This is a genomic window from Amycolatopsis sp. NPDC043889 (assembly GCF_056435645.1).
On record NZ_JBWKEC010000003.1, the window covers coordinates 283,839 to 303,676 of the forward strand.

Annotated in this window: 18 protein-coding genes; 9 read left to right on the forward strand and 9 right to left on the reverse strand. The window is 67.8% G+C overall.

Annotated elements, in window-relative coordinates:
- Positions 1-374: 374 nt before the first annotated feature.
- Complete coding sequence (locus AC0685_RS09375; protein WP_340684609.1) at positions 375-1,463, reverse strand: PA containing protein; 1,089 nt, start codon at positions 1,461-1,463, stop codon at positions 375-377.
- 210 nt (positions 1,464-1,673) lie between these two features.
- Between AC0685_RS09375 and AC0685_RS09380 the strand changes: the two genes are divergently transcribed.
- Both AC0685_RS09380 and AC0685_RS09385 read left to right on the forward strand, forming a co-directional pair.
- Positions 1,674-2,783 (forward strand): adenosine deaminase, encoded by a 1,110-nt coding sequence (locus AC0685_RS09380; RefSeq protein ID WP_478225094.1) that lies wholly within the window; start codon positions 1,674-1,676, stop codon positions 2,781-2,783.
- A 47-nt stretch (positions 2,784-2,830) separates the two neighbouring features.
- Positions 2,831-4,069 carry an MFS transporter gene (locus AC0685_RS09385; protein ID WP_478225095.1) on the forward strand — a complete coding sequence of 413 codons (1,239 nt, stop codon included), beginning with the start codon at positions 2,831-2,833 and terminating at the stop codon, positions 4,067-4,069.
- 178 nt (positions 4,070-4,247) lie between these two features.
- Here AC0685_RS09385 and AC0685_RS09390 read toward each other — a convergent pair whose 3' ends face one another.
- Positions 4,248-5,495, reverse strand: coding sequence for a primosomal protein (locus tag AC0685_RS09390; RefSeq protein WP_478225096.1), 1,248 nt, complete (start codon positions 5,493-5,495; stop codon positions 4,248-4,250).
- 151 nt (positions 5,496-5,646) lie between these two features.
- On the opposite strand from AC0685_RS09390, the gene AC0685_RS09395 reads away from it, so the two are divergent.
- Positions 5,647-8,166, forward strand: coding sequence for a DEAD/DEAH box helicase (locus AC0685_RS09395; RefSeq protein WP_478225097.1), 2,520 nt, complete (start codon positions 5,647-5,649; stop codon positions 8,164-8,166).
- Here the strand turns inward: AC0685_RS09395 and AC0685_RS09400 are convergent.
- Together AC0685_RS09400 and AC0685_RS09405 are read right to left on the reverse strand one after the other, a co-directional pair.
- Positions 8,129-8,767: a hypothetical protein gene (locus AC0685_RS09400; protein ID WP_478225098.1), complete on the reverse strand. Its 639-nt coding sequence runs from the start codon at positions 8,765-8,767 to the stop codon at positions 8,129-8,131. The two genes, AC0685_RS09395 and AC0685_RS09400, sit on opposite strands and share 38 nt — an antisense overlap.
- 54 nt (positions 8,768-8,821) lie before the next feature.
- Complete coding sequence (locus AC0685_RS09405) at positions 8,822-9,412, reverse strand: NADPH-dependent F420 reductase (RefSeq protein ID WP_478225099.1); 591 nt, start codon at positions 9,410-9,412, stop codon at positions 8,822-8,824.
- Between the two features lie 76 nt (positions 9,413-9,488).
- Here AC0685_RS09405 and AC0685_RS09410 point away from each other — a divergent pair, with 76 nt between their 5' ends.
- Positions 9,489-9,848, forward strand: coding sequence for a winged helix-turn-helix transcriptional regulator (locus AC0685_RS09410; protein WP_478225100.1), 360 nt, complete (start codon positions 9,489-9,491; stop codon positions 9,846-9,848).
- 25 nt (positions 9,849-9,873) lie between these two features.
- On the opposite strand, the gene AC0685_RS09415 is transcribed toward AC0685_RS09410, so the two are convergent.
- A complete protein-coding gene (locus AC0685_RS09415) occupies positions 9,874-10,854 on the reverse strand; it encodes a sugar-binding transcriptional regulator (protein ID WP_478225101.1) in 981 nt (326 codons plus the stop codon).
- 129 nt (positions 10,855-10,983) lie between these two features.
- Here AC0685_RS09415 and AC0685_RS09420 point away from each other — a divergent pair, with 129 nt between their 5' ends.
- From AC0685_RS09420 to AC0685_RS09435, 4 genes are read left to right on the forward strand one after another with little or no spacing between them, the layout of a single operon-like run.
- A complete protein-coding gene (locus AC0685_RS09420; RefSeq protein WP_478225102.1) occupies positions 10,984-11,988 on the forward strand; it encodes a zinc-dependent alcohol dehydrogenase family protein in 1,005 nt (334 codons plus the stop codon).
- Positions 11,981-13,321, forward strand: coding sequence for an ABC transporter substrate-binding protein (locus tag AC0685_RS09425; protein ID WP_478225103.1), 1,341 nt, complete (start codon positions 11,981-11,983; stop codon positions 13,319-13,321). The genes AC0685_RS09420 and AC0685_RS09425 overlap by 8 nt, the downstream gene beginning before the upstream one ends.
- The gene (locus AC0685_RS09430; RefSeq protein ID WP_478225104.1) at positions 13,321-14,256 is read left to right on the forward strand and encodes a carbohydrate ABC transporter permease; all 936 of its coding nucleotides are present in this window, start codon (positions 13,321-13,323) and stop codon (positions 14,254-14,256) included. Before AC0685_RS09425 ends, AC0685_RS09430 begins: the two co-directional genes overlap by 1 nt.
- Positions 14,253-15,068: a carbohydrate ABC transporter permease gene (locus tag AC0685_RS09435; protein ID WP_126735250.1), complete on the forward strand. Its 816-nt coding sequence runs from the start codon at positions 14,253-14,255 to the stop codon at positions 15,066-15,068. Before AC0685_RS09430 ends, AC0685_RS09435 begins: the two co-directional genes overlap by 4 nt.
- A 59-nt stretch (positions 15,069-15,127) precedes the next feature.
- Here the strand turns inward: AC0685_RS09435 and AC0685_RS09440 are convergent, their stop codons facing one another.
- Positions 15,128-15,322: a ferredoxin gene (locus AC0685_RS09440; protein ID WP_034304647.1), complete on the reverse strand. Its 195-nt coding sequence runs from the start codon at positions 15,320-15,322 to the stop codon at positions 15,128-15,130.
- Between the two features lie 8 nt (positions 15,323-15,330).
- On the reverse strand, positions 15,331-16,545 hold the full coding sequence (locus AC0685_RS09445; RefSeq protein WP_478225105.1) for a cytochrome P450: 1,215 nt from the start codon (positions 16,543-16,545) through the stop codon (positions 15,331-15,333).
- A gap of 218 nt (positions 16,546-16,763) precedes the next feature.
- Between AC0685_RS09445 and AC0685_RS09450 the strand changes: the two genes are divergently transcribed.
- Positions 16,764-17,402, forward strand: a complete 639-nt coding sequence (locus tag AC0685_RS09450) for a TetR/AcrR family transcriptional regulator (protein ID WP_478225106.1) — start codon at positions 16,764-16,766, stop codon at positions 17,400-17,402.
- A gap of 141 nt (positions 17,403-17,543) precedes the next feature.
- Here AC0685_RS09450 and AC0685_RS09455 read toward each other — a convergent pair whose 3' ends face one another.
- Together AC0685_RS09455 and AC0685_RS09460 are read right to left on the reverse strand one after the other, a co-directional pair.
- A complete protein-coding gene (locus tag AC0685_RS09455) occupies positions 17,544-18,410 on the reverse strand; it encodes an aldehyde dehydrogenase family protein (protein ID WP_478225107.1) in 867 nt (288 codons plus the stop codon).
- On the reverse strand, positions 18,403-19,836 hold the full coding sequence (locus tag AC0685_RS09460; protein ID WP_478225108.1) for an aldehyde dehydrogenase family protein: 1,434 nt from the start codon (positions 19,834-19,836) through the stop codon (positions 18,403-18,405). Before AC0685_RS09460 ends, AC0685_RS09455 begins: the two co-directional genes overlap by 8 nt.
- Positions 19,837-19,838: the final 2 nt, after the last annotated feature.

A 19,838-nucleotide genomic window follows, 5' to 3' on the forward strand; every position in this document is an offset into this window, starting at 1 on the left:
CTGTGTCCTGAAGGCCCGCATTTAGTCCTCTGGATGCGGTACTTGCGCGTGCAACTACCGCATCCGGAGGACGAAATGCCTGGGGCGCAGGGCGTGGCGGCTGGGTCTTGCCGGGAGCCAGTGTCCCCAATGTGGCATTGGGGACACTGGGCGCCTCCAATGTCACATTGGGGACATCGACCCGGCCCGACCGCCGCCGGGCCTCGGACGTGCACCCTCGTCGAGGTTGGGCCCTGCCGCATCCAGAGGACGAAATGCCTGAGGGTGGGCGGATCGCGATTAGCCCGCTAAACGCAGGTCGTGGCCGGAGAAGCGTGAAGGCCCCTTCCCTCGGCGGAGCCGGAGGAAGGGGGCCTTCACGCGTTAAGAGAGCGTCAGTCGGTGGTCTCGTCGGCGCCGTCGGCCTTCGCCTTGGCGTCGGCCGCCTTGGGCGCCCGGCCGTTGCGCGAGCTGCGGCGCGGCTGACGCGGGGCGGGCGGCGGCGGGGCGATCTGCTGCACGGCCGGTCCGCCGCCGAGCATCAGCTCCGCGAAGGTCGCCATGGCCTCGTCCAGCTGGCCGCCGATGCGGCGCACGGACTCGTCGTTGCTCTTGCGCACCAGCGAGTCGACCGAGTCGGTGTCCGGCTGCTTCTGCAGCGTGCTCTCGACCTTCGACAGGCCGGAGCGGATCGAGCCGTCGAGGTCGCCGAGGCGCCCGGTGAAGCCGTCCTCGACCTTGTCGAGCCGCTCGGCCAGGTCGTCCAGTCGCGAGGTGACCTTCTCGAGGCGGTCGCCGAGGCCGTCGAGGCGCTCCGAGGCGTCGATCATCTCGCCGGTCTCGGTCAGCGCGGTCTTCAGCGCCTCGGTGTTCGCGGTGAGGCTTTCCTTGGTCGCCTTGTCGAGGTTCTCGACGCGGGTGCGCAGCTCGCGGTCGACGGTGTCGACGCGGTCCCGCAAGGTGGACTCGGCCTGCTCGACGCGCTCGCGCACCGGCCCGATCACCGACTGCGGCAGCGCGTCGGTCCTCACGTCCTGCTTGTCGAGGTGCGCGCCGAGCTCGTCGAGGCGGCGGTGGATGTTCTGGAGCTTGTCCTCGAGCCCGTCCATCCGGCCCCCGACGCCTTCCAGACGCGCGGCCATGCCGTCGAGGCGGCCGTCGAGCTGAGCGAACGGCTTGGCCAGCTTGTCGACGATGCTTTCGACGGCGCGGGTCAGCGCGGCGATCGCGGTGTCCTGCGCTTCGAGCCGCGACATGGTCTCGTCGAGACGTTCGGCGAGCACGCTGGTCTCGGTGCGGTCGGGCATCTCCGAGAGCCGCTTGCGCACCGCGCCGAGCGAGTCGACGGGGGCCAGACGTGCGTAGATGTCGTCGAGCGCGTCGAAGATCTGCTGCTGTTCGCTCTCACGCACTTCGGCCGCGCGCACCAGCATGTTGCGCATCCGGTCGAAGGACGGGGCTGCAATGTGGTTGTCAGTGGTCACTGCGGTGTCCTTCGTGGGCGGGGAAATGGGAGGGACGTGACGTGAAGCTTATCCATTGCGAAATTGCTCTGCGTATGGCCCCCGGGTATCGGACAATGCCGAGCTCTGCCCCTGATGGCCGATTCAGCCCGTGATCGACAAAGCCGAGGGTTAACCGGCTCGCGGAAGTTACCACCATGTAGGGGAATGACAGGCTGGTTACCGTTACGTATGTCCTCTGAAAGCAGCAGACCCAGCATCCCGGAGGCGGTACTGGCCCGCGCTCCCAAGGTTCTCCTCCACGACCACCTGGACGGCGGATTGCGGCCCGCCACGGTCGCCGAACTCGCCGAACAGACCGGGTATCGGGCCTTGCCGACCAGCGATCCCGTCGAACTCGGCCGGTGGTTCCGCGACGCGGCCGATTCCGGCTCCCTCGTCTCGTACCTTGAGACGTTCGCGCATACCTGTGGCGTCATGCAGACCGAGGAAGCGCTGGTCAGAGTGGCCGCCGAGGCGGTGGAAGACCTCGCGGTCGACGGCGTCGTCTACGCCGAGGTGCGTTACGCCCCAGAACTCTTCGTCGAACGCGGACTGTCACTCGATGCGGTGGTCGAGGCCATTCAGGCCGGGTTCGCCGAAGGTGAACGGAGAGTGGCGGCCGGCGGCGGCCGGATCCGCGTCGGGACGTTGCTCTGCGCGATGCGCCAGCACGCCAGGGCGCTCGAGATCGCCGGCCTCGCCGTCCGCTACCGCGACGCCGGTGTGGTCGGGTTCGACATCGCCGGACCGGAAGACGGTTTTCCGCCTACCAGAAATCTCGACGCATTCGAGTTCCTGCGGACGAATAATGCGCATTTCACCATTCATGCCGGTGAGGCGTTCGGGCTCGCGTCCATTTGGGAGGCGATTCAGCATTGTGGCGCGGAGCGGCTCGGTCACGGCGTGCGCATCGTCGACGACATCAAGACCGACAGCGACGGCACGGTCCATTTGGGACGGTTGGCCGCCTACGTCCGCGACCGGCGCATCCCGCTCGAGATCTGTCCCACGTCCAATGTCCAGACGGGAGCGGCGCGCTCGATCGCCGAGCATCCGATCGGCCTGCTCGCCAGGCTGCGGTTCCGGGTCACCGTCAACACCGACAACCGGCTGATGAGCGGCTGCTCGATGACCAGCGAATTCGCGGCACTGAGCGACGCGTTCGGCTACGGGGTGGCCGATCTCGAGTGGTTCACGATCAATGCGATGAAATCCGCCTTCCTCGATTTCGACCAGCGGCTCGACATCATCAACACGGTCATCAAGCCGGGGTATGCGTCCTTGCGTTCGTTAGCATAGCCAACTATTGTTCACTATGTAGGAGTTGGTTCCCATATAGTGAAACGGTGGCGAAGGTGGCGCAGGTCGTGGACGTGAGGAATGGCGGCAAACGACGCTGGCTCATCCTCACGCTCGGTCTCGCCGCGCAGACCGCGAGCTGTTCGTTCCTCTACGGGATCCCGTTCCTGGTGCCGTCGATGCAGAGTGCGGAGGGGCTCTCGCTCGCCGAAGCGGGGACTGTGGTCGCGGCGCCGAGCCTTGGCCTGTTGTTCACCTTGATCTTGTGGGGTGCGGCGGCGGACCGTTACGGAGAGCGTTTGGTAATGGCCATCGGGCTCGGCGTCTCGGGGTTACTCCTCGTGTACGCCGCCGTCGGCGACCACTCGCTCGGGACCCTCTTTGGGGTGTTCCTGCTCGCCGGCGCGAGCACCGCGTCAGTGAACGCCGCGAGCGGCCGGGCCGTCCTCGGCTGGTTCGGCCCGGCCGAACGCGGCCTCGCGATGGGCATCCGCCAGATGGCCCAGCCGCTCGGGGTGGGTGTCGCCGCCTTCGGGCTCCCGCCGCTCGCGGACCGCTGGGGCTTCCAGGTCTCGCTCCTGCTGCCCGCGCTGACCGCGATCGGTGTCGCGCTCCTGGTCGCCTGGCTCCTGGTCGATCCGCCGCGCCCGGAGGCCGAAGCGGGCAAGGTGGAGAAACCGCCGTCGCCGTACCGGAAGCCGGCGTTGTGGCGGGTCCACGGCGCGAGCGCGCTGCTCGTCGTCCCGCAGTTCGCGGTCTCCGCGTTCACCCCCGTGTACCTGGTGACCATGCACGGCTGGACGGCGGCGTCCGCGGGCTGGTTCGTCGGCGCCGTCCAGATCCTCGGCGCGCTGGGCAGGATCGCGTCGGGCTACTGGTCCGACCGCGCCGGCAGCAGGCTGCGGCCGATGCGGCGGCTGGCGGTCGCGAGCGCCGCGGTGATGCTGCTGGTCGCGCTCGGGGACGCGACGTGGCCGTGGCTGGTGCTGCTCGCGCTGGTCCTGGCCGCGGTGATCACCGTGTCCGACAACGGGCTCGGGTTCACCGCGTCGGCGGAGATGGCCGGGCTCGCGTGGGCGGGGCGGGCGATGGGCACGCAGAACACCGGCCAGAACATCGCCGCGGCCCTGACACCGCCGATGCTGGGGCTCGTGATCGGTGATTCGCGGTACGCCCTGGCGTTCTGCGTGGCCGCGATCTTCCCCGCACTCGCCGTGGCCCTGGTCCCCGTCAACCACGAAGCGACCATGGCCACGGCCCCAAGACCAGCGCGCCCCACCAAGTGACCGGCAGACCGTCTCTCGAAGCGCGCCAGCGCGACGAGAGACTTCACCTCGCGCGCCCTCTTTCGGGCCGAAGGCCCACGAAAACGCGATGAAGGGGCGCCTCCCCGCTCAACTCGACGTTGAAGCGGAACGACGCCCCTTCGGCGCGCTTTTCGTCAGCGCGCGACAACCAACACAGTCAGCGCGCGACAGCCAGCCTGTTCTCGAAGGTCTCGACGAGTTTGCGCCACTCCGACTGCTCGGCGTCGAACGGAGCGCTCGGCTCGAGGCGCGAGGGGTCCGGCCGCAGCACGAACGACACCAGCCAACCGAGGCTTTCGTTGGCGGCCAGCGCGGTTTCGACGCTGTCGTCGTCGGCCCACTCGGCGGCGTCGGTGATCAGCTCGACGGCCAGCTCCAGCTGGGTCGGGTCGATCGACTCCGGGCCTTCGGCGATGTCCTCGGCGATGCCGTTCAGCACGTACGTGTTCTCGGCGTCGACCTCGATCTCGAGCTCACCGGCGGTGGCCTTCGTGGCCACCTCGTCCCAAGTGGACACTTGGGCGAGGTCGTTGTCCGCCAGGTCCTTGCCGTCCGCGATCGCGCGGATCAGGGCCTTCTCGGAGGTGAAGACGTCGATCTCGCCTTCGCTGCCGAGGAAGATCGGCTTGTCGTCGAGGTAGCAGCGCAGCGTGTAGTACTCGGCGCCGGAGGTGATGATCTTGATCGGGTCGATGCCGACCTCGCCCCAGAAGCCGACGGGCTCGTCGTCTTCGTCGTCGTCCTCGTCCGCGTCGTCCACCAGGTCCGCGTCGACGGCGGCCGCTTCGGCCTCGGCGGACTCCGCGAGGAAGGTCGCGAGTTCCTCCGCGGTCTGCTCCAGCACCTTCTCGTCGACGTCGGGGACGGTCACGAGACCGTCGATCGCGTCGAGCACGGTGTCCCACTTCTCGGAGACCGCCTGCGACAGGTCCGCCCAGAGACGCTCGCCGTCACGGCCGGAGAAGGGCAGCGTGCCCTGGTCCAGCAGCGAGAAGCTCTCGTGCGCGTCGAGGACTTCGTGGACCTCTTCGAGCTCGCACACGTCCGCGAGCGAACGCACGATGCCGATGATCTCGGCCAGCTCGCCGAGCGTCCACTGGTCCGGCTTCTCGGCGACCAGCTCGGGGACGCCCACCAGGTCGTAGGTGTGGTCGTCGTCCGGGATGAGCTCGGGCACGTTCAGCGCCGGGACGACCTCCCACGCGGGGTGGTCGAGCAGGTCGTGCTGCTCGGAGGTCCGTACGAAAGCGGCGAGATGCGCGGCGTCCGGGAAGGCGTACAGGTCTTCCTCGTCGCCGAGGAAGGCTTCCCACTCCTCGCCGTCTTCCCGCCAGCGCGGCGCCCAGAGAGTGACGACGTCACCCTGTGGCAGGCCGAGTTCGATCGGGATGATGTCCTGTGCCATTCCTTTAGCCCTCTCGGATTACCGCCTGTGTGCGCGGCCGGGTGATGGTGCCCGGAAGGTGCGCGGTACCGCGAAGCCTACGGGTTTCCGGCGGAGGGCGCGATCACCCCTGGGCAAGAAGCGACCAACGGATGGCACGATAGGTCCTCTGATGACACTTACAGACCTCCTGCCTGCGGATCCCGATCCCGACTCGCTGTTCGAAGCCTTCTCCACCTGGACGGCCGAGCGCGGGTTGGAGCTGTACCCCGCGCAGGAAGAGGCCATCATCGAGGTGGTCTCCGGAGCGAACCTGATCCTGTCGACGCCGACGGGCTCGGGAAAGAGCCTGGTCGCGGTCGGGGCGCACTTCACCGCGCTCGCGCACGGCCGCCGCAGCTACTACACGGCCCCGATCAAGGCGCTCGTCTCGGAGAAGTTCTTCCAGCTGATCGAGATCTTCGGCCCGGAGAACGTCGGCATGATGACCGGTGACTCGGCGGTGAACGCCGACGCGCCGATCATCTGCTGCACGGCGGAGATCCTGGCGAACATGGCGTTGCGCTTCGGTGCCGACGCGCCGGTGGGCCAGGTCGTCGCCGACGAGTTCCATTTCTACTCGGAGCCGGATCGCGGCTGGGCGTGGCAGGTGCCGCTGCTGGAGCTGCCGAACGCGCAGTTCGTGCTCATGTCGGCGACGCTGGGCGACGTCTCGTTCTTCGAAAAAGATCTCACCCGCCGGACCGGCCGTCCGACCGCGGTGGTCACCTCGGCGCAGCGGCCGGTGCCGCTCACCTTCCGCTACGCGCTGACGCCGTTGCACGAGACGATGTCCGAGCTGCTCCACGGCGGGCAGTCGCCGGTCTACGTCGTGCACTTCTCGCAGGCCGCGGCGATCGAGCGCGCGCAGACGCTGATGAGCATCAACGTCACCTCGAAGGCGGAGAAGGAGGCCATCGCCGAGATGCTCGGCGACTTCCGCTTCTCGGCCGGGTTCGGGAAGACGCTGTCGAGGCTGGTCCGGCACGGGATCGGCGTGCACCACGCCGGCATGCTGCCGAAGTACCGGCGCCTGGTCGAGCAGCTCGCGCAGGCCGGGTTGCTGAAGGTGATCTGCGGGACCGACACGCTCGGCGTCGGCATCAACGTACCAATCCGCACAGTGGTCTTTTCGGCGCTGACGAAATACGACGGTGTGCGGCAACGGCATCTCAAGGCGCGCGAGTTCCATCAGATCGCCGGCCGCGCGGGCCGTGCGGGCTACGACACCGACGGTTACGTCGTCGTTCAGGCGCCGGACCACGTCGTCGAAAACGCCAAGGCGCTGGAGAAGGCGGGCGACGATCCGAAGAAGAAAAAGAAGATCGTCCGCAAGAAGGCGCCCGAGGGGTTCGTCAACTGGACGGAGAGCACCTTCGACCGGCTGATCGCGGCCGAGCCGGAGCCGCTGACGTCGAGTTTCCACGTCAGTCACTCGATGCTGCTGAACGTCATCTCCCGGCCGGGCAACGCCTTCGACTCGATGCGGCATCTGCTGGAGGACAACCACTCCGACCGTCCCGCCCAGCGGAAACTGATCCTGCGCGCGATCGCGATCTATCGCGCGCTGCTCGCGGCGGGTGTTGTGGAACGGCTCGACGAGCCCGACGAGCAGGGCCGCATCGTCCGGCTCACCGTGGACCTGCAGTTCGACTTCGCGCTGAACCAGCCGCTTTCGCCGTTCGCGCTGGCGGCGATCGAGCTCCTCGACGTCGAGTCGCCGTCCTATCCGCTCGACGTCGTGTCCATTGTGGAATCTACTGTGGACAATCCGCGTCCGGTCCTGTCGCAGCAGCAGTTCAAGGCGCGCGGCGAGGCCGTGCAGGCGATGAAGGCCGAGGGCATCGAGTACGACGAGCGGATGGAACTGCTCGAAAACGTCACGTACCCGAAGCCGCTGGAGGAACTGCTGGAAGCGGCGTACTCCCGCTACCGGCAAGGGCATCCGTGGGTCGAGGACTACGAGCTCAAGCCGAAGTCGGTCGTGCGCGACATGTACGAGCGCGCGATGAACTTCGTGGAGTACATCGGTTTCTACCAGCTGGCCCGCTCGGAAGGGCTGGTGCTGCGGTACCTCACCGACACGTACGACTCGTTGCGGCACACGGTTCCGGACGAGGCCAAGACCGAGGGGTTGCAGGACCTCATCGAGTGGCTCGGCGAACTGGTGCGCCAGGTCGACTCCAGCCTCCTCGACGAATGGGAAGCCTTGCGCCATCCCGAAGAGGAAGGCCCGGTCTCGACGCGGCCGCCGTCCGAGCCGCCCGCGGTCACGCGGAACGAGCGGGCGTTCCGGGTGCTCGTGCGCAACGAACTGTTCCGCCGGGTGGAGCTGGCGTCGCGGCGTGCCTACGGGACGCTCGGCGAACTGGACGCCGCCTCGGGCTGGGACGCGGACGCGTGGGAAGACGCCATCGAGGACTACTTCGACGAGCACGAAACGCTCGGCATCGGGCCGGACGCACGCGGGCCGAAGCTGCTGATCATCGAGCAGGAGAAGGAGATCTGGCGGGTGCGGCAGATCTTCGACGATCCGGCGGGCGACCACGACTGGGGTATCAGCGCCGAGGTCGACCTGGCGGCTTCGGACGAGGCGGGCTCGGCGGTCATCCGGATCACGGCGGTGGACCAGCTGGGACTTTCGGCCGGGTGACGGCGCGGCGGCGGACCAGCTGCACGATCAGCACGATCAGCGACAACGCCGGCAACGGATAGCCGAGCATCAAGCCCACCGTGATGTCGGTGAGCGGCGCGAGGACAGCGGCGACGAACACCCACGTCGGCGCTGTCGGCAGTTTCGCGCCCGAGCGGACCTTGCCCCACGGCTTCGCCACCGAAAGCCACGCCTGGAACGCGAGCGCGCTCGCCATCAGCGCGGTCCCGGCGACCAGCGCCACCGGTGCCGGATCACCGCCCACGGAATCCCGTAAAGCCCCCGACAGCAGGAAGATCCCGGCGTAGAGCTGGACGAGCGTGATCACGAACTTCGCCAGCACCCACCAGTGCCGGGTGAACCCCCAGGCCGTCCCCGCGGCGAGCATGAAGCCGGTGAAGGCCGAGGCGTTGGCAAGTGGGGCCAGCAGGAGCGTGTCGATTTCGTGCGCCATCGATGTCGCCGCGACGCGGACCGCGCCGTCCTCACTCGCCCGGCTGATCGCCAGGAGGGTGAACAGCGCCAGGGCCTGCCCCATCCAGCCCACCGAAGTGACGACGTGCAGCCACACGGTCAGCTGCCGCCAGGTCTTCGTCCGCATGCCGCACAGGCTCGCGTGACCGCCCGGCCCGGCACATCGGGGACGACCCTGAAATCACACCGGAAGGGGCGGAAAGCAGGCCTGGGCGTCGTGGCCGTCGAACCAGAGCCCGACCATGAACGCCATCGTCGCCTCCATGAGCGCGGCCCGGTCGAGGCCGCCCGCGACCAGCGGAACGCACCCGATGTCGCGGACCAGTTCGCTCACTTCGCCGACCTTGTCGCCGCAGATCGGGACCGCGAGCGGACGGCCGCCGAACACCGGCGGAGTCATCCGCCAGACGTCCACATGGCACAGGTTGAACGCCTTGACCACGTGCGCGTCCGGTGCGGCGGCGGCGATCCGGGCGGCCTGGTCGGGGACCGTGAGCGCGGCGCCCGGGCCGACCGCGTTGGTGCAGTCGATCAAGACCTTTCCGGCAAGATCCCCCGCGGCGGCAAGGATTTCCGTCACCGACGCGGCGGGAACGGCGAGGAGGATCACGTCACTGGCGCGGGCGGTCTCCTCCCAGGTCCCCACTCGCGGGGAGATTTCGGCGGCCTTGGCCAGGTCGCGGGCGGCGACCATCACCTCGTGCCCGGCCTCGGCCCAGTGGCCGCCGAGCGCCTCCGCCATCCCGCCCGCGCCGAAAATACCGATACGCATGTGCTGCTCCCTAAGATCGAGTGGACAACACGACGGTAGAAAGCCGCGCGGGTACCGAATGGTTACCGGAGGTCCGATGAACGACGTCTTCCTCGCCGATTGCCGTGCCCGGCTGGCCTTCGACCTGATGGCGAACACGTGGAACCCGGTCGTCCTGTGGGCCCTGCGCGAAGGACCACTGCGGCCGGCGGAACTGCGGCGACGGCTGGGCGGGATCAGCACGAAGGTGCTCACTGAGACGGTCCGGCGGTTGGAGTTCAACGGCCTGGTCAGCAGGCGCGACTGTGGCCGGACGGCGAAGGTCGAGTACTCGCTGACGGAACTCGGGACCACGCTGCTGGCGCCCATCGAAGCCTTCGGGGAGTGGGCGTTCAGGCATGGCGACGAGGTGATGGAGGCGCAGGACGAGGCGTCCCGTTTACGCGAACTCGCGTGATTGGGCGGCGAACACGTGAGGGCGGCTAGGGGAGCGGGCGGGCCTCGGCCAGCTTGAGCAGCGGGACGGCCGCGGCGGCGTCGGTGATCAGCGTCGAGACCATGCCCGAGCGCAAGACGGCGTCGATCGCTTCGGCCTTCGGTTCCGTGTAGCCCAGCGCGATCACTTCGGGGACGGCCAGGAGGTCCTCGGCGCTGATGGCCAGCACGTGGTGGGCGAGGCCGGTGGACATCGGGGTCCCGTCGGCGTCGAACAGGCGCGCGGAAACCTCGGCTTTGGCCCCGCGTTTCGCTATGGCGCCGCGCTCGGCCTCGTCGAGCGCGTCGTAGACCGTCGATTCCTCGGGCTTCCAGGCACCGATGCTGACGACGGCCTTGGTCAGGTTCTTGAACTGCCCGAAGGTCTCCGCGATGCCGGGCTGCCTGCGCAGCGTTTCGGTGGTGCGGCGGTCGGGGAGCACGAGCGGGCCGAAGATCGGGTACGGCTCGCCGCCGGACACCGACGCGACCCGGCTGACCGTCTCCACCGACCGGTCGCGCATGTCCATCCCCGCCTGCACCCCGCACAGTTGCACGATCGGGCATTTCGGCAGTGACTCGATCGCGTCGGTCATCGCGTTCACCGAACGTGCCCACGACAGGCCGAGGACGTCGCCGGGAGTGACGATTTCGGTCAGGAGGCGGGCGGCGAGCGTGCCGATCTTGCGCCGCGCCACTTCGCGGGATTCCGGTTCCGGCGCTCGTTCGAGCACGAGGACCCGGTCGAGCCGGTACGCCGCGCGGATCTCCTCGGACAGCACGAGATCGACCGGCGCCGGTAGCCGGAACTCGACCCGGACGATGCCGGTTTCCCTGGCCGTGTCCAGCATCCGCGCGACCTTGAACCGGCTGATCCCGAACTCCTCGGCGATCTCCAGTTTCGAGGCGCCCTGTTCGTAGAACCGCCGGGCCACCGCGGCCAGGTGAAGCGACTCCACCAGGCCGAGACCCTGCTTCTTCCCGCTCATATGAGCACTATACCGCGAAATCAACCCGAAAGGTTGACGTAACACCAGGGAAAAGTTCACCATGCCTGAACCTGCAGTCCGAAGCATAGGCCCATCCCGCTCATCTGAGCGGAGAGAAGAGGAGCTGGCATGCGTGCCGCGATCGTGGACAAGCCCGGGGAGATCAGGGTCGGCGAGGTACCCGATCCCCAACCGGGGGATCGCCAGGTCGTCGTCAAGGTGGGTGCCTGCGGGATCTGCGGGACCGACCTCCACATCGCCGACGGGCACTTCCCGCCGACGCCCTATCCGATCGTCCCCGGCCACGAGTTCGCCGGCGAGATCGTCGAACTCGGCGCGGACGTGCCGGGCGGCTGGAAGGTCGGCGACCGGGTGGCCGTCGACCCGTCGCTGTTCTGCGGCTACTGCAAGCCTTGCCGGTCCGGCCGCGGCAACCTCTGCGAGAACTGGAACGCCACCGGCGACACCGTGAACGGCGCTTTCGCCGAGTACGTCGCCGTCCCGTCCGCGAACTGTTACCGCATGCCGGACACGATGACCTGGGAACAGGGCGCCCTCGTCGAGCCGGTCTCCTGCGCGGTCCACGGCGTGCGCCGGATCGGCGTCGAGGCGGGGGAGCGGTTCCTCGTCGTCGGCGCGGGCACGATGGGGCTGATCATGCAGCAGTTGCTGCAGCGCGCGGGCGCCCACGTCACGGTGGTCGACCGCAACACCTCGCGGCTCGGCCGCGCCATGGACCTCGGCGCGGCCGCGGTCGCGGGTGACGTGAAGGACCTCGACGACGAGAAGTTCGACGCCGCGGCGGACTGCACCGGCGCCGCGCCCGCCATCGAAGCCGCTTTCGACTCGCTTCAGCGCGGAGGCCGCCTGCTGGTCTTCGGCGTCGCGCCCGCCGAAGCACGCGTCGCGCTTTCGCCGTTCCGGATCTACAACGACGAGATCACCGTCGTCGGCTCGATGGCCGTCATGAACAGTTTCGGTGCCGCGCTCGATCTGGTCGCCGACGGCGCCGTCGACACCGCCGCGCTGCTCACCGACACCCTGCCGCTGGAGCAGTACCCCGACGCTCTCGCCCTCATGCGCAGCGGCGCCGGCCTGAAGGTGCAGGTCATACCGGGAGGCGAAGGTGCGTAAAGCAGCCGCTCTGCTCGCGGTCCTTCTGCTGACCCTCACCGGTTGCGCCGGTGCGGGCGCGCTCGGGACCGGTGACCGGACGCTCGTCGTCGCGATCGTCGCGAACCCGCAGATGAAGGACGCCATCGAGCTTTCCGGCGAGTTCGAGAAGGCGAATCCCGGCGTCAGCCTCAAATTCGTGTCACTGCCCGAAAACCAGGCACGCGCGAAGATCACCGCGTCGACGGCCACCGAAGGCGGCGAGTTCGACGTCGTCATGATCAGCAACTACGAGGCGCCGCAGTGGGCCGCGAACGGCTGGCTGGAGAACCTCGGACCGCATATCGCGGCGAACCCCTCCTACGACGCGGACGATTTCATCCCCAGCATCAAGGAGTCCTTGTCGCACAACGGATCGCTCTACGCGGTGCCGTTCTACGGCGAGTCGTCGTTCCTGGCCTATCGGAAGGATCTGTTCGAGCAGGCCGGGATCACCATGCCCGCCAAGCCGACGTGGACACAGATCGCCGAGTACGCCGCGAAACTCGACGACAAGGCCAAGGGCATCGCCGGGATCTGCCTGCGTGGCAAGCCGGGCTGGGGCGAGAGTCTCGCGCCGTTCACCACGGTCGCCAACACCTTCGGCGCGCAGTGGTTCGACAAGGACTGGAACGCGAAGCTGACCAGCCCCGAGTTCAAGGCCGCCGCGGAGTTCTATGTGAACCTCGTGCGGAACCACGGCGAGGTCGGCGCGTCGAGCGCGGGCTTCTCCGAATGCGGCACGCGCTACACGCAGGGCCAGGCCGCGATGTGGTACGACGCGACGGTCATGGCGGGGACGAACGAGGACCCGTCGGCCAGCAAGGTCGTCGGGAAGTCCGGCTACGCCCCGGCGCCGGTGGAGAAGACGCAGGCGAGCGGCTGGCTCTACACCTGGGCGCTGGCGATCCCGAAGGTCGCCAAGGACAAGGAAGCCGCCTTCAAGTTCATGTCCTGGATGACCGACAAGGCCTACGTGCAGCGGGTCGCCCAGGAGTTCGGCGACTGGAACCGGGTCCCGCCGGGCGTGCGTAAGTCGACCTACGACATCCCGCAGTACCGCGAGGCCGCGAAGGCCTACGCGCAGCCGACGCTGGACGGGATCGCGGACGCCGACCAGCGCAAGGCGATGGTGAATCCGGTGCCCTACCCCGGGATCCAGTTCGTCGGCATCCCCGAGTTCCAGGATCTCGGCACCCGGGTGAGCCAGCAGCTTTCGGCGGCGATCGCGGGCCAGATCACCGTGGACGAAGCACTGGAGCAGTCACAGGAGTACGCGCAGACCGTCGGCAAGTCGTATCAGGAGGTGCAGTGATGGCCACGATCTCCGCTCCCGCCCGCACCGAGCCCGCCCACGCGAAGAAGGCGGCTCCGAAGCGCGGCACCGATACGCCGTTCAAACGACGGCTGCCGCTCCTGCCCGCCCTGCTGTTCGTCGTCGCCGTGACGCAGTTGCCCTTCGTGCTGACGGTGTTCTACTCGTTCCAGTCGTGGAACCTGGTGCGCCCTGGCTCGCGGCATTTCGTCGGGCTGCGGAACTACATCGACGTCTTCGCCGACTCGACGTTCCTCGGGGCGCTGCTGAACACCGTGGTGCTGACGGTCGTGTGCGTGTTCTTCTCGCTGTTGCTCGGCCTCGGGCTGGCGATCCTGCTGGACCGTAAGTTCCTCGGCCGCGGTGTGGTCCGCACCCTGCTGATCACGCCGTTCCTGATCCTGCCCGCGGCGGGCGCGCTGCTGTGGAAGACGACGATGTTCGACCCGACCTACGGGCTGCTGCACTTCGTGTTCGGTACCGACGTCGACTGGCTTTCGGAGTTCCCGCTGGCAGCCGTGATGGCCCAGGTCGTCTGGCAGTGGACGCCGTTCATGATGCTGCTGATCCTGGCCGGGTTGCAGAGTCAGCCGAAGGACGTGCTGGAGGCCGCGTCGGTCGACGGCGCCGGCCGCTGGCGGACGTTCACCGCGATCACGCTGCCGCATCTGAGCCGGTTCCTGCAGTTGGCGACACTGCTCGGCGCGATCTACATCGTCAACAGCTTCGACGCGATCTTCCTGATGACGCAAGGCGGTCCGGGGACGGCCAGCACGAACCTGCCGTTCTACATCTACCAGCGGGCGTTCCAAGGTTTCGACATCGGGCAGTCGTCCGCGATGGGCGTGATCGTCGTGATCCTGACGATGATCGTCGCGACCTTCGCGCTGCGGCTGATGTTCCGCACGTTCTCGGTCCAGGGAGGCGCGAAATGAAAAGCCGCTTCGGCCCCGGCGCGCTGACGGTCGCGACCTGGGTGATCGCGATCCTGTTCGTGTTCCCGCTGCTGTGGATGATCCTCACGGCCTTCAAACAGGAGGCCGACGCCTACACCGATCCGCCGCGACTATTCTTCACCCCGACCCTCGACCAGTTCGCGGGCGTGCTCGAACGCGGCTTCCTGCCGTACCTGTCGAACTCGGCGTTCGTGACCGTCGTTTCGACGCTTTTCGTGCTGCTGCTGGGAATCCCGGCGGCGTACGCGCTTTCGCTGGCGCCGGTGAAGGGGACGAGTAACGCGCTCGGCTTCTTCCTGTCGACGAAGATGCTGCCGATCGTGGCGGCGATCATCCCGCTCTACGTGATCTCGCAGAACACCCAGCTGCTGGACAACGTGTGGGCGCTGATCATCCTGTACACCTCGATGAACCTGCCGCTGGCGATCTGGATGATGCGGTCGTTCTTCCTGGAGGTGCCGCACGAGATGATCGAGGCGGGCCGGATCGACGGGGCCACCCTGCCGATCCTGCTGCGGAAGATCATCATGCCGGTGGTCGCGCCAGGGGTGGCCGCGACCGCGCTGATCTGCGTGATCTTCTCGTGGACCGAGTTCTTCTACTCGGTCAACCTCACCGCCGCGCGCGCCGGGACGGTGCCGGTGTTCCTCGTCGGGTTCATCACCAGCGAGGGCCTGTACTGGGCGCAGCTCTCCGCGGCCGCGCTGCTCGCGTCGCTGCCGGTGATGATCGTCGGCTGGATCGCGCAGAACCACCTGGTCCGCGGCCTGTCGATGGGCGCGGTCAAGTAACGGCCTCGTGAGTGGTAAGGACGGTTCTAACCGTCCTTACCACTCACGACGCCCGCGCCTCACGCGAGCGACAATGCCTGCCCAGGACAAATATGCACGGCGGTGCGGGCGTTCTCTTCCGCCTCTTCGCCTTCGGGCTCGGCGTTCAGCACGAGGACCGTCCCGTCGTCCTCGCTCTGATCGAACAGATCGGGATCGGTGAGCACGCACTGGCCCGCGCCCACACATTTCCCGGTGTCCGCGATGATCTTCATGGCTCCTCCTACCAGGTGACCGGAAGGGCGTGGAGGCCGTAGATCGTCGAATCGTGCTTGAACGGCAGTTCGTCGACCGGAACGGCGATCCGGAGGCCCGGTACTCGCCGGAACAACGTATCGAAGACGATCTGGAGTTCCAACCTCGCCAAGTTCTGGCCGAGGCATTGGTGCACCCCGAATCCGAAGGCGACGTGATGCCGCGCGCCGCGTTCGATGTCGAAGGTGTCCGGGTTCTCGAAGCCGTCCGGATCGTGGTTGCCCGCGTTGCTCAGGCCGACGACGCCTTCCCCCGCGCGGATGAGTGTTCCGCCGATCTCGACGTCGGCGGTGGCGAAGCGTGAGGTCGCCGTTTCCGCGATCGTGAAGACCCGCAGGAGTTCCTCGATGGCGGCGAGGGTCTTGCCCGGATCCGCCTTGATCTTCGCCAGCTGATCGGGATTCTCCAGCAGGGTCACCGTGCCGAGCGAGATCATGTTCGCCGTGGTCTCGTGTCCGGCGATGAGCAGCAGGAACGCCAGCCCGACCAGCTCGCCGTGGTCGGCCTCGCCCGTCTCCCGCTGCTTCAGGATCTGACGGCCGAGGAGGTCGTCCTCGGTGGCGTCCGCCTCCTTCTTGGTGACGAGTTCGTCGAGATAGTTTTCGAGCTGCTCGAACGCGGTCATCCGTTCTTCGGCGGTGACCTCCCGGCTGAGCATCCTCGAACTGCAGGACTGGAAGAACTCGTGGTCCGCGTAGGGGACGCCGAGCAGTTCGCAGATCACCAAGGACGGAACCGGCAGGGAAAGCGCCTGGACGAGATCGGCGGGTTTGGGGCCCGCGAGCAGTGCGTCGAGATGTTCGTCGACGATCTGCTGAATACGCGGCTGGAGCGCCTTCATGCGCTTGACGGTGAATTCCCCGACGACGTCACGCCTGGCCTGGCTGTGTTCCGGCGGGTCCATCGCGATGAGAGACGGGCGGAACGGCTTGTCCTCGCGGCGGATCTGCCGCGCGACCATCAGCGGGAACGACGGGCTCTGCCGGTCGGAACTGAAATGCGGGCTGCTCAGCATTTCGCGGATGTCTTCGAGCCGGGTGAGCGCCCAAGCCGTTTGGCCGGAAGGGAGACCGACCCGGGAAACCGGACTTTCCCGGCGAAGCCGCTCGTATTCGGGCGGTGGTGAAAACGGGCATTTCCGGGCCAGCGGCAAGGTCGCGGTGGTTTCCTCGACGTCAGTCATCGGGTTGTCCTTCCCCAGATGTCGGGTGGTTCGGGCGATAGCGGACAGGGGGCCCCAAAAGAACGTATGCGGATGGTTTCATTCCGCTTATGTCACCAAGGTACTCAAGTGGAGACGGGCCGTCCACTCGCGAAGGGGTGGTTTCGCGGGAGGCGTGAAGGGCACGCCCTTACGTGCGAGAATCACGGCCCTGAAGGACCTTTCGAGAGGCGAGGATCATGACAGCCGACCCCGAGACCCGCTTGCGCGCCGACGCGCGCCGGAACCGGGATCAGATCCTGGCCGCCGCGAGAGCCATCTTCGCCGCCCAAGGCGCCGAGGTCCCGATGGAGGAGATCGCGCGCTCGGCCGGTGTCGGCGTCGGCACCCTGTACCGGCGGTTCCCGGACCGCGACGCGTTGATCAGGGCGGTCGCCGTCGACAACTTCGACCGAGTCCTCAGGGACGCGAAGGCGGCGAGGGATCAAGAGGCCTCGGACTGGGAGGCGCTGGTCCGGCTGCTGCACCAGTCGATGGAGCTGCAGCTGAGCATCCAGCTCGCGATGGTGTCGCCACGGGCATTGGCGATCTTGAAGAGTGATCCCGCGATCAAGGCCCTGCGGGACGAGTTGCTCCTGGTGATGGACGCCTTCGTCCGGGGCGCGCAGGCGGAAGGCCGGCTCCGGACGGACGTCGCCACCGGTGACGTCGCGATCCTGTTCGCGACGCTGCTGCGGCAGATGCCGGGCAAGAGCGAGGAGGTCGCGCGGATGGCGACGAGGCGGTGCATCGGGATCATGATCGACGGCCTGCGGGCCGTCGGCACGCACGAGCCGCTGCCGGGCCGGGCGCTGACCGGGGCCGACCTGGACCCGTGAGTCCGTGAAGGCCTCCTTCCCTACTCCATCCATGCCCCCCGCCGCCGCCCTCAACGGACGCGCTGCGCGCGCAGCCTGGATTCAGGGTAGGGAAGGAGGCCTTCACGGACTTCAGGTGTCCAACTGCGCAAACCGGGCGGGTCAGACACCCAGCGGATGCCAGACGGTCTTCGCCTCCAGGTACCGCCGCAGCCGCGAGATGTCGGCGTCGGCGGTCCAGTCCGGCTCTGTGTCCGGAACGGTCAGGACCCGCTTCACGGTCCCTGCGGCCTCGCGCGCCAGGTCCGCCCGAGCGGACGGCTCGGCGCCGGTCGGGTCGAGGGCGTTGACGTCCCCGTGCGACGCGAGCCACGAGCCCAGCTCCGACGCGCGGCCGGTCAGGATGTTCGCGACCCCGCCGGGCAGGTCGGATGTCGCCAGCACCTCCGAAAGCGTGATCGCGGGCAGCGGCCGGTCCGCACTGGAGACGACCACCGCGGTCGAGCCGGTCGCCAGCACCGGGGCCAGCACGCTCACCAGGCCCAGCAACGACGACTGCTGCGGCGCCAGCACTCCCACGACACCGGTCGGCTCCGGCACGGTGAAGGAGAAGTACGGGCCCGCGACCGGATTGGCCGCGCCGAGCACGGTCGCGATCTTGTCCGTCCAGCCCGCGTACCAGACCCAGCGGTCGATCGAAGCGTCCACAAGGGACTGTGCCTTCTTCGCCGCGACGCCTTCGGACGCCGAAACCTCCGCGACGAACTGTTCGCGGCGGCCCTCCAGCATCTCCGCCACCCGGTACAGCACCTGGCCGCGGTTGTACGCGGTCGCCGCCGACCAGCCGCCGAAAGCCTTGCGGGCGGCGGAAACCGCGTCACGGACGTCCTTGCGGGACGCGTGCGAGGCGTTCGCCAGGAACTTGCCCTTGGTGTCGGTGACCGGGTACACGCGGCCGGATTCCGAGCGCGGGAACTTGCCGCCGATGTAGAGCTTGTAGGTCTTCGCCACCGAAATACGGTCAGACATCGAGGTAGGCCTCCAGTCCGGTGCGTCCGCCTTCGCGGCCGAAACCCGACTCCTGGTAGCCGCCGAACGGCGCGGCGGGATCGAAGCGGTTGAACGTGTTGGCCCAGACGACGCCGGCCCGGAGCTGGTTCGCCATCCAGAGAATGCGCGAACCCTTCTCGGTCCAGATTCCGGCGGAGAGTCCGTACGGCGTGTTGTTCGCCTTGGTGACGGCCTCGTCCGGCGTGCGGAAGGTCAGCACCGAAAGCACCGGCCCGAAGATCTCTTCGCGGGCGATGCGCATCGACTGCTGGACATCGGAGAACACGGTGGGGGCGAAGAAGAAACCGCGTTCCGGCACCGGGCACGGGCTGGTCCAGCGCTGCGCGCCCTCGGCGTCGCCGGACTCCACGAGGCCCTTGATCTTCGCGAGCTGCTCGGCGGAGTTGATCGCGCCGATGTCGGTGTTCTTGTCCAGCGGGTCGCCCAGCCGCAGCGTCGAAACGCGGTAGCGCAGCTTCTCGAGCAGCTCCTCGGCGATGGACTCCTGCACCAGCAGGCGCGAGCCCGCGCAGCACACGTGGCCCTGGTTGAAGAAGATCCCGTTGACGATCCCCTCGACAGCCTGGTCCAGCGGAGCGTCATCGAAGACGACGTTCGCCGCCTTGCCGCCCAGCTCCAGCGTCAGCTTCTTCGCGGTGCCCGCGATCTGACGCTGGATGGCCTTGCCGACCTCGGTCGATCCGGTGAAGGCGACCTTGTTCACGTCGCCGTGGCCCACGAGCGCGGCGCCGATGTCCCCGGCGCCGGGCAGGATGTTCACCACGCCGGGCGGGAGTTCGGCCTGCTGGCAGATCTCCGCGAACACCAGCGCGGTCAGCGGCGTGGTCTCCGCGGGTTTGAGCACCACGGTGTTGCCGGTGGCCAGCGCGGGCGCGATCTTCCACGCCAGCATCAGCAGCGGGAAGTTCCATGGGATGACCTGGCCCGCGACCCCGAGCGGCTTCGGGTTCGGACCGTAGCCCGCGTAGTCGAGCTTGTCGGCCCAGCCCGCGTGGTAGAAGAAGTGCGCGGCCGCCGTCGGCACGTCGGAATCGCGCGATTCCTTGATCGGCTTGCCGTTGTCGAGGCTTTCCAGCACGGCCAGCTCGCGCGACCGTTCCTGGATCAGCCGCGCGATACGGAACAGGTATTTGGCGCGTTCGGAGCCCGGCATCTTGGACCAGACACCGTTGTACGCCTTGCGCGCGGCCTTCACCGCGGTGTCCACATCGGACACCGATGCGGTGCCGACCTCGGCGAGCACCTCTTCGGTGGCCGGGTTGATCGTCTTGAGCGGCTCACCCGAGCCGTCGACGAATTCGCCGTTCACGAACGGACGGTAATGCGGTTTGAGGTTCGCGAGGTCGCGCGATTCGGGCGCGGGCGCGTACTCGAAGATGCCCATGG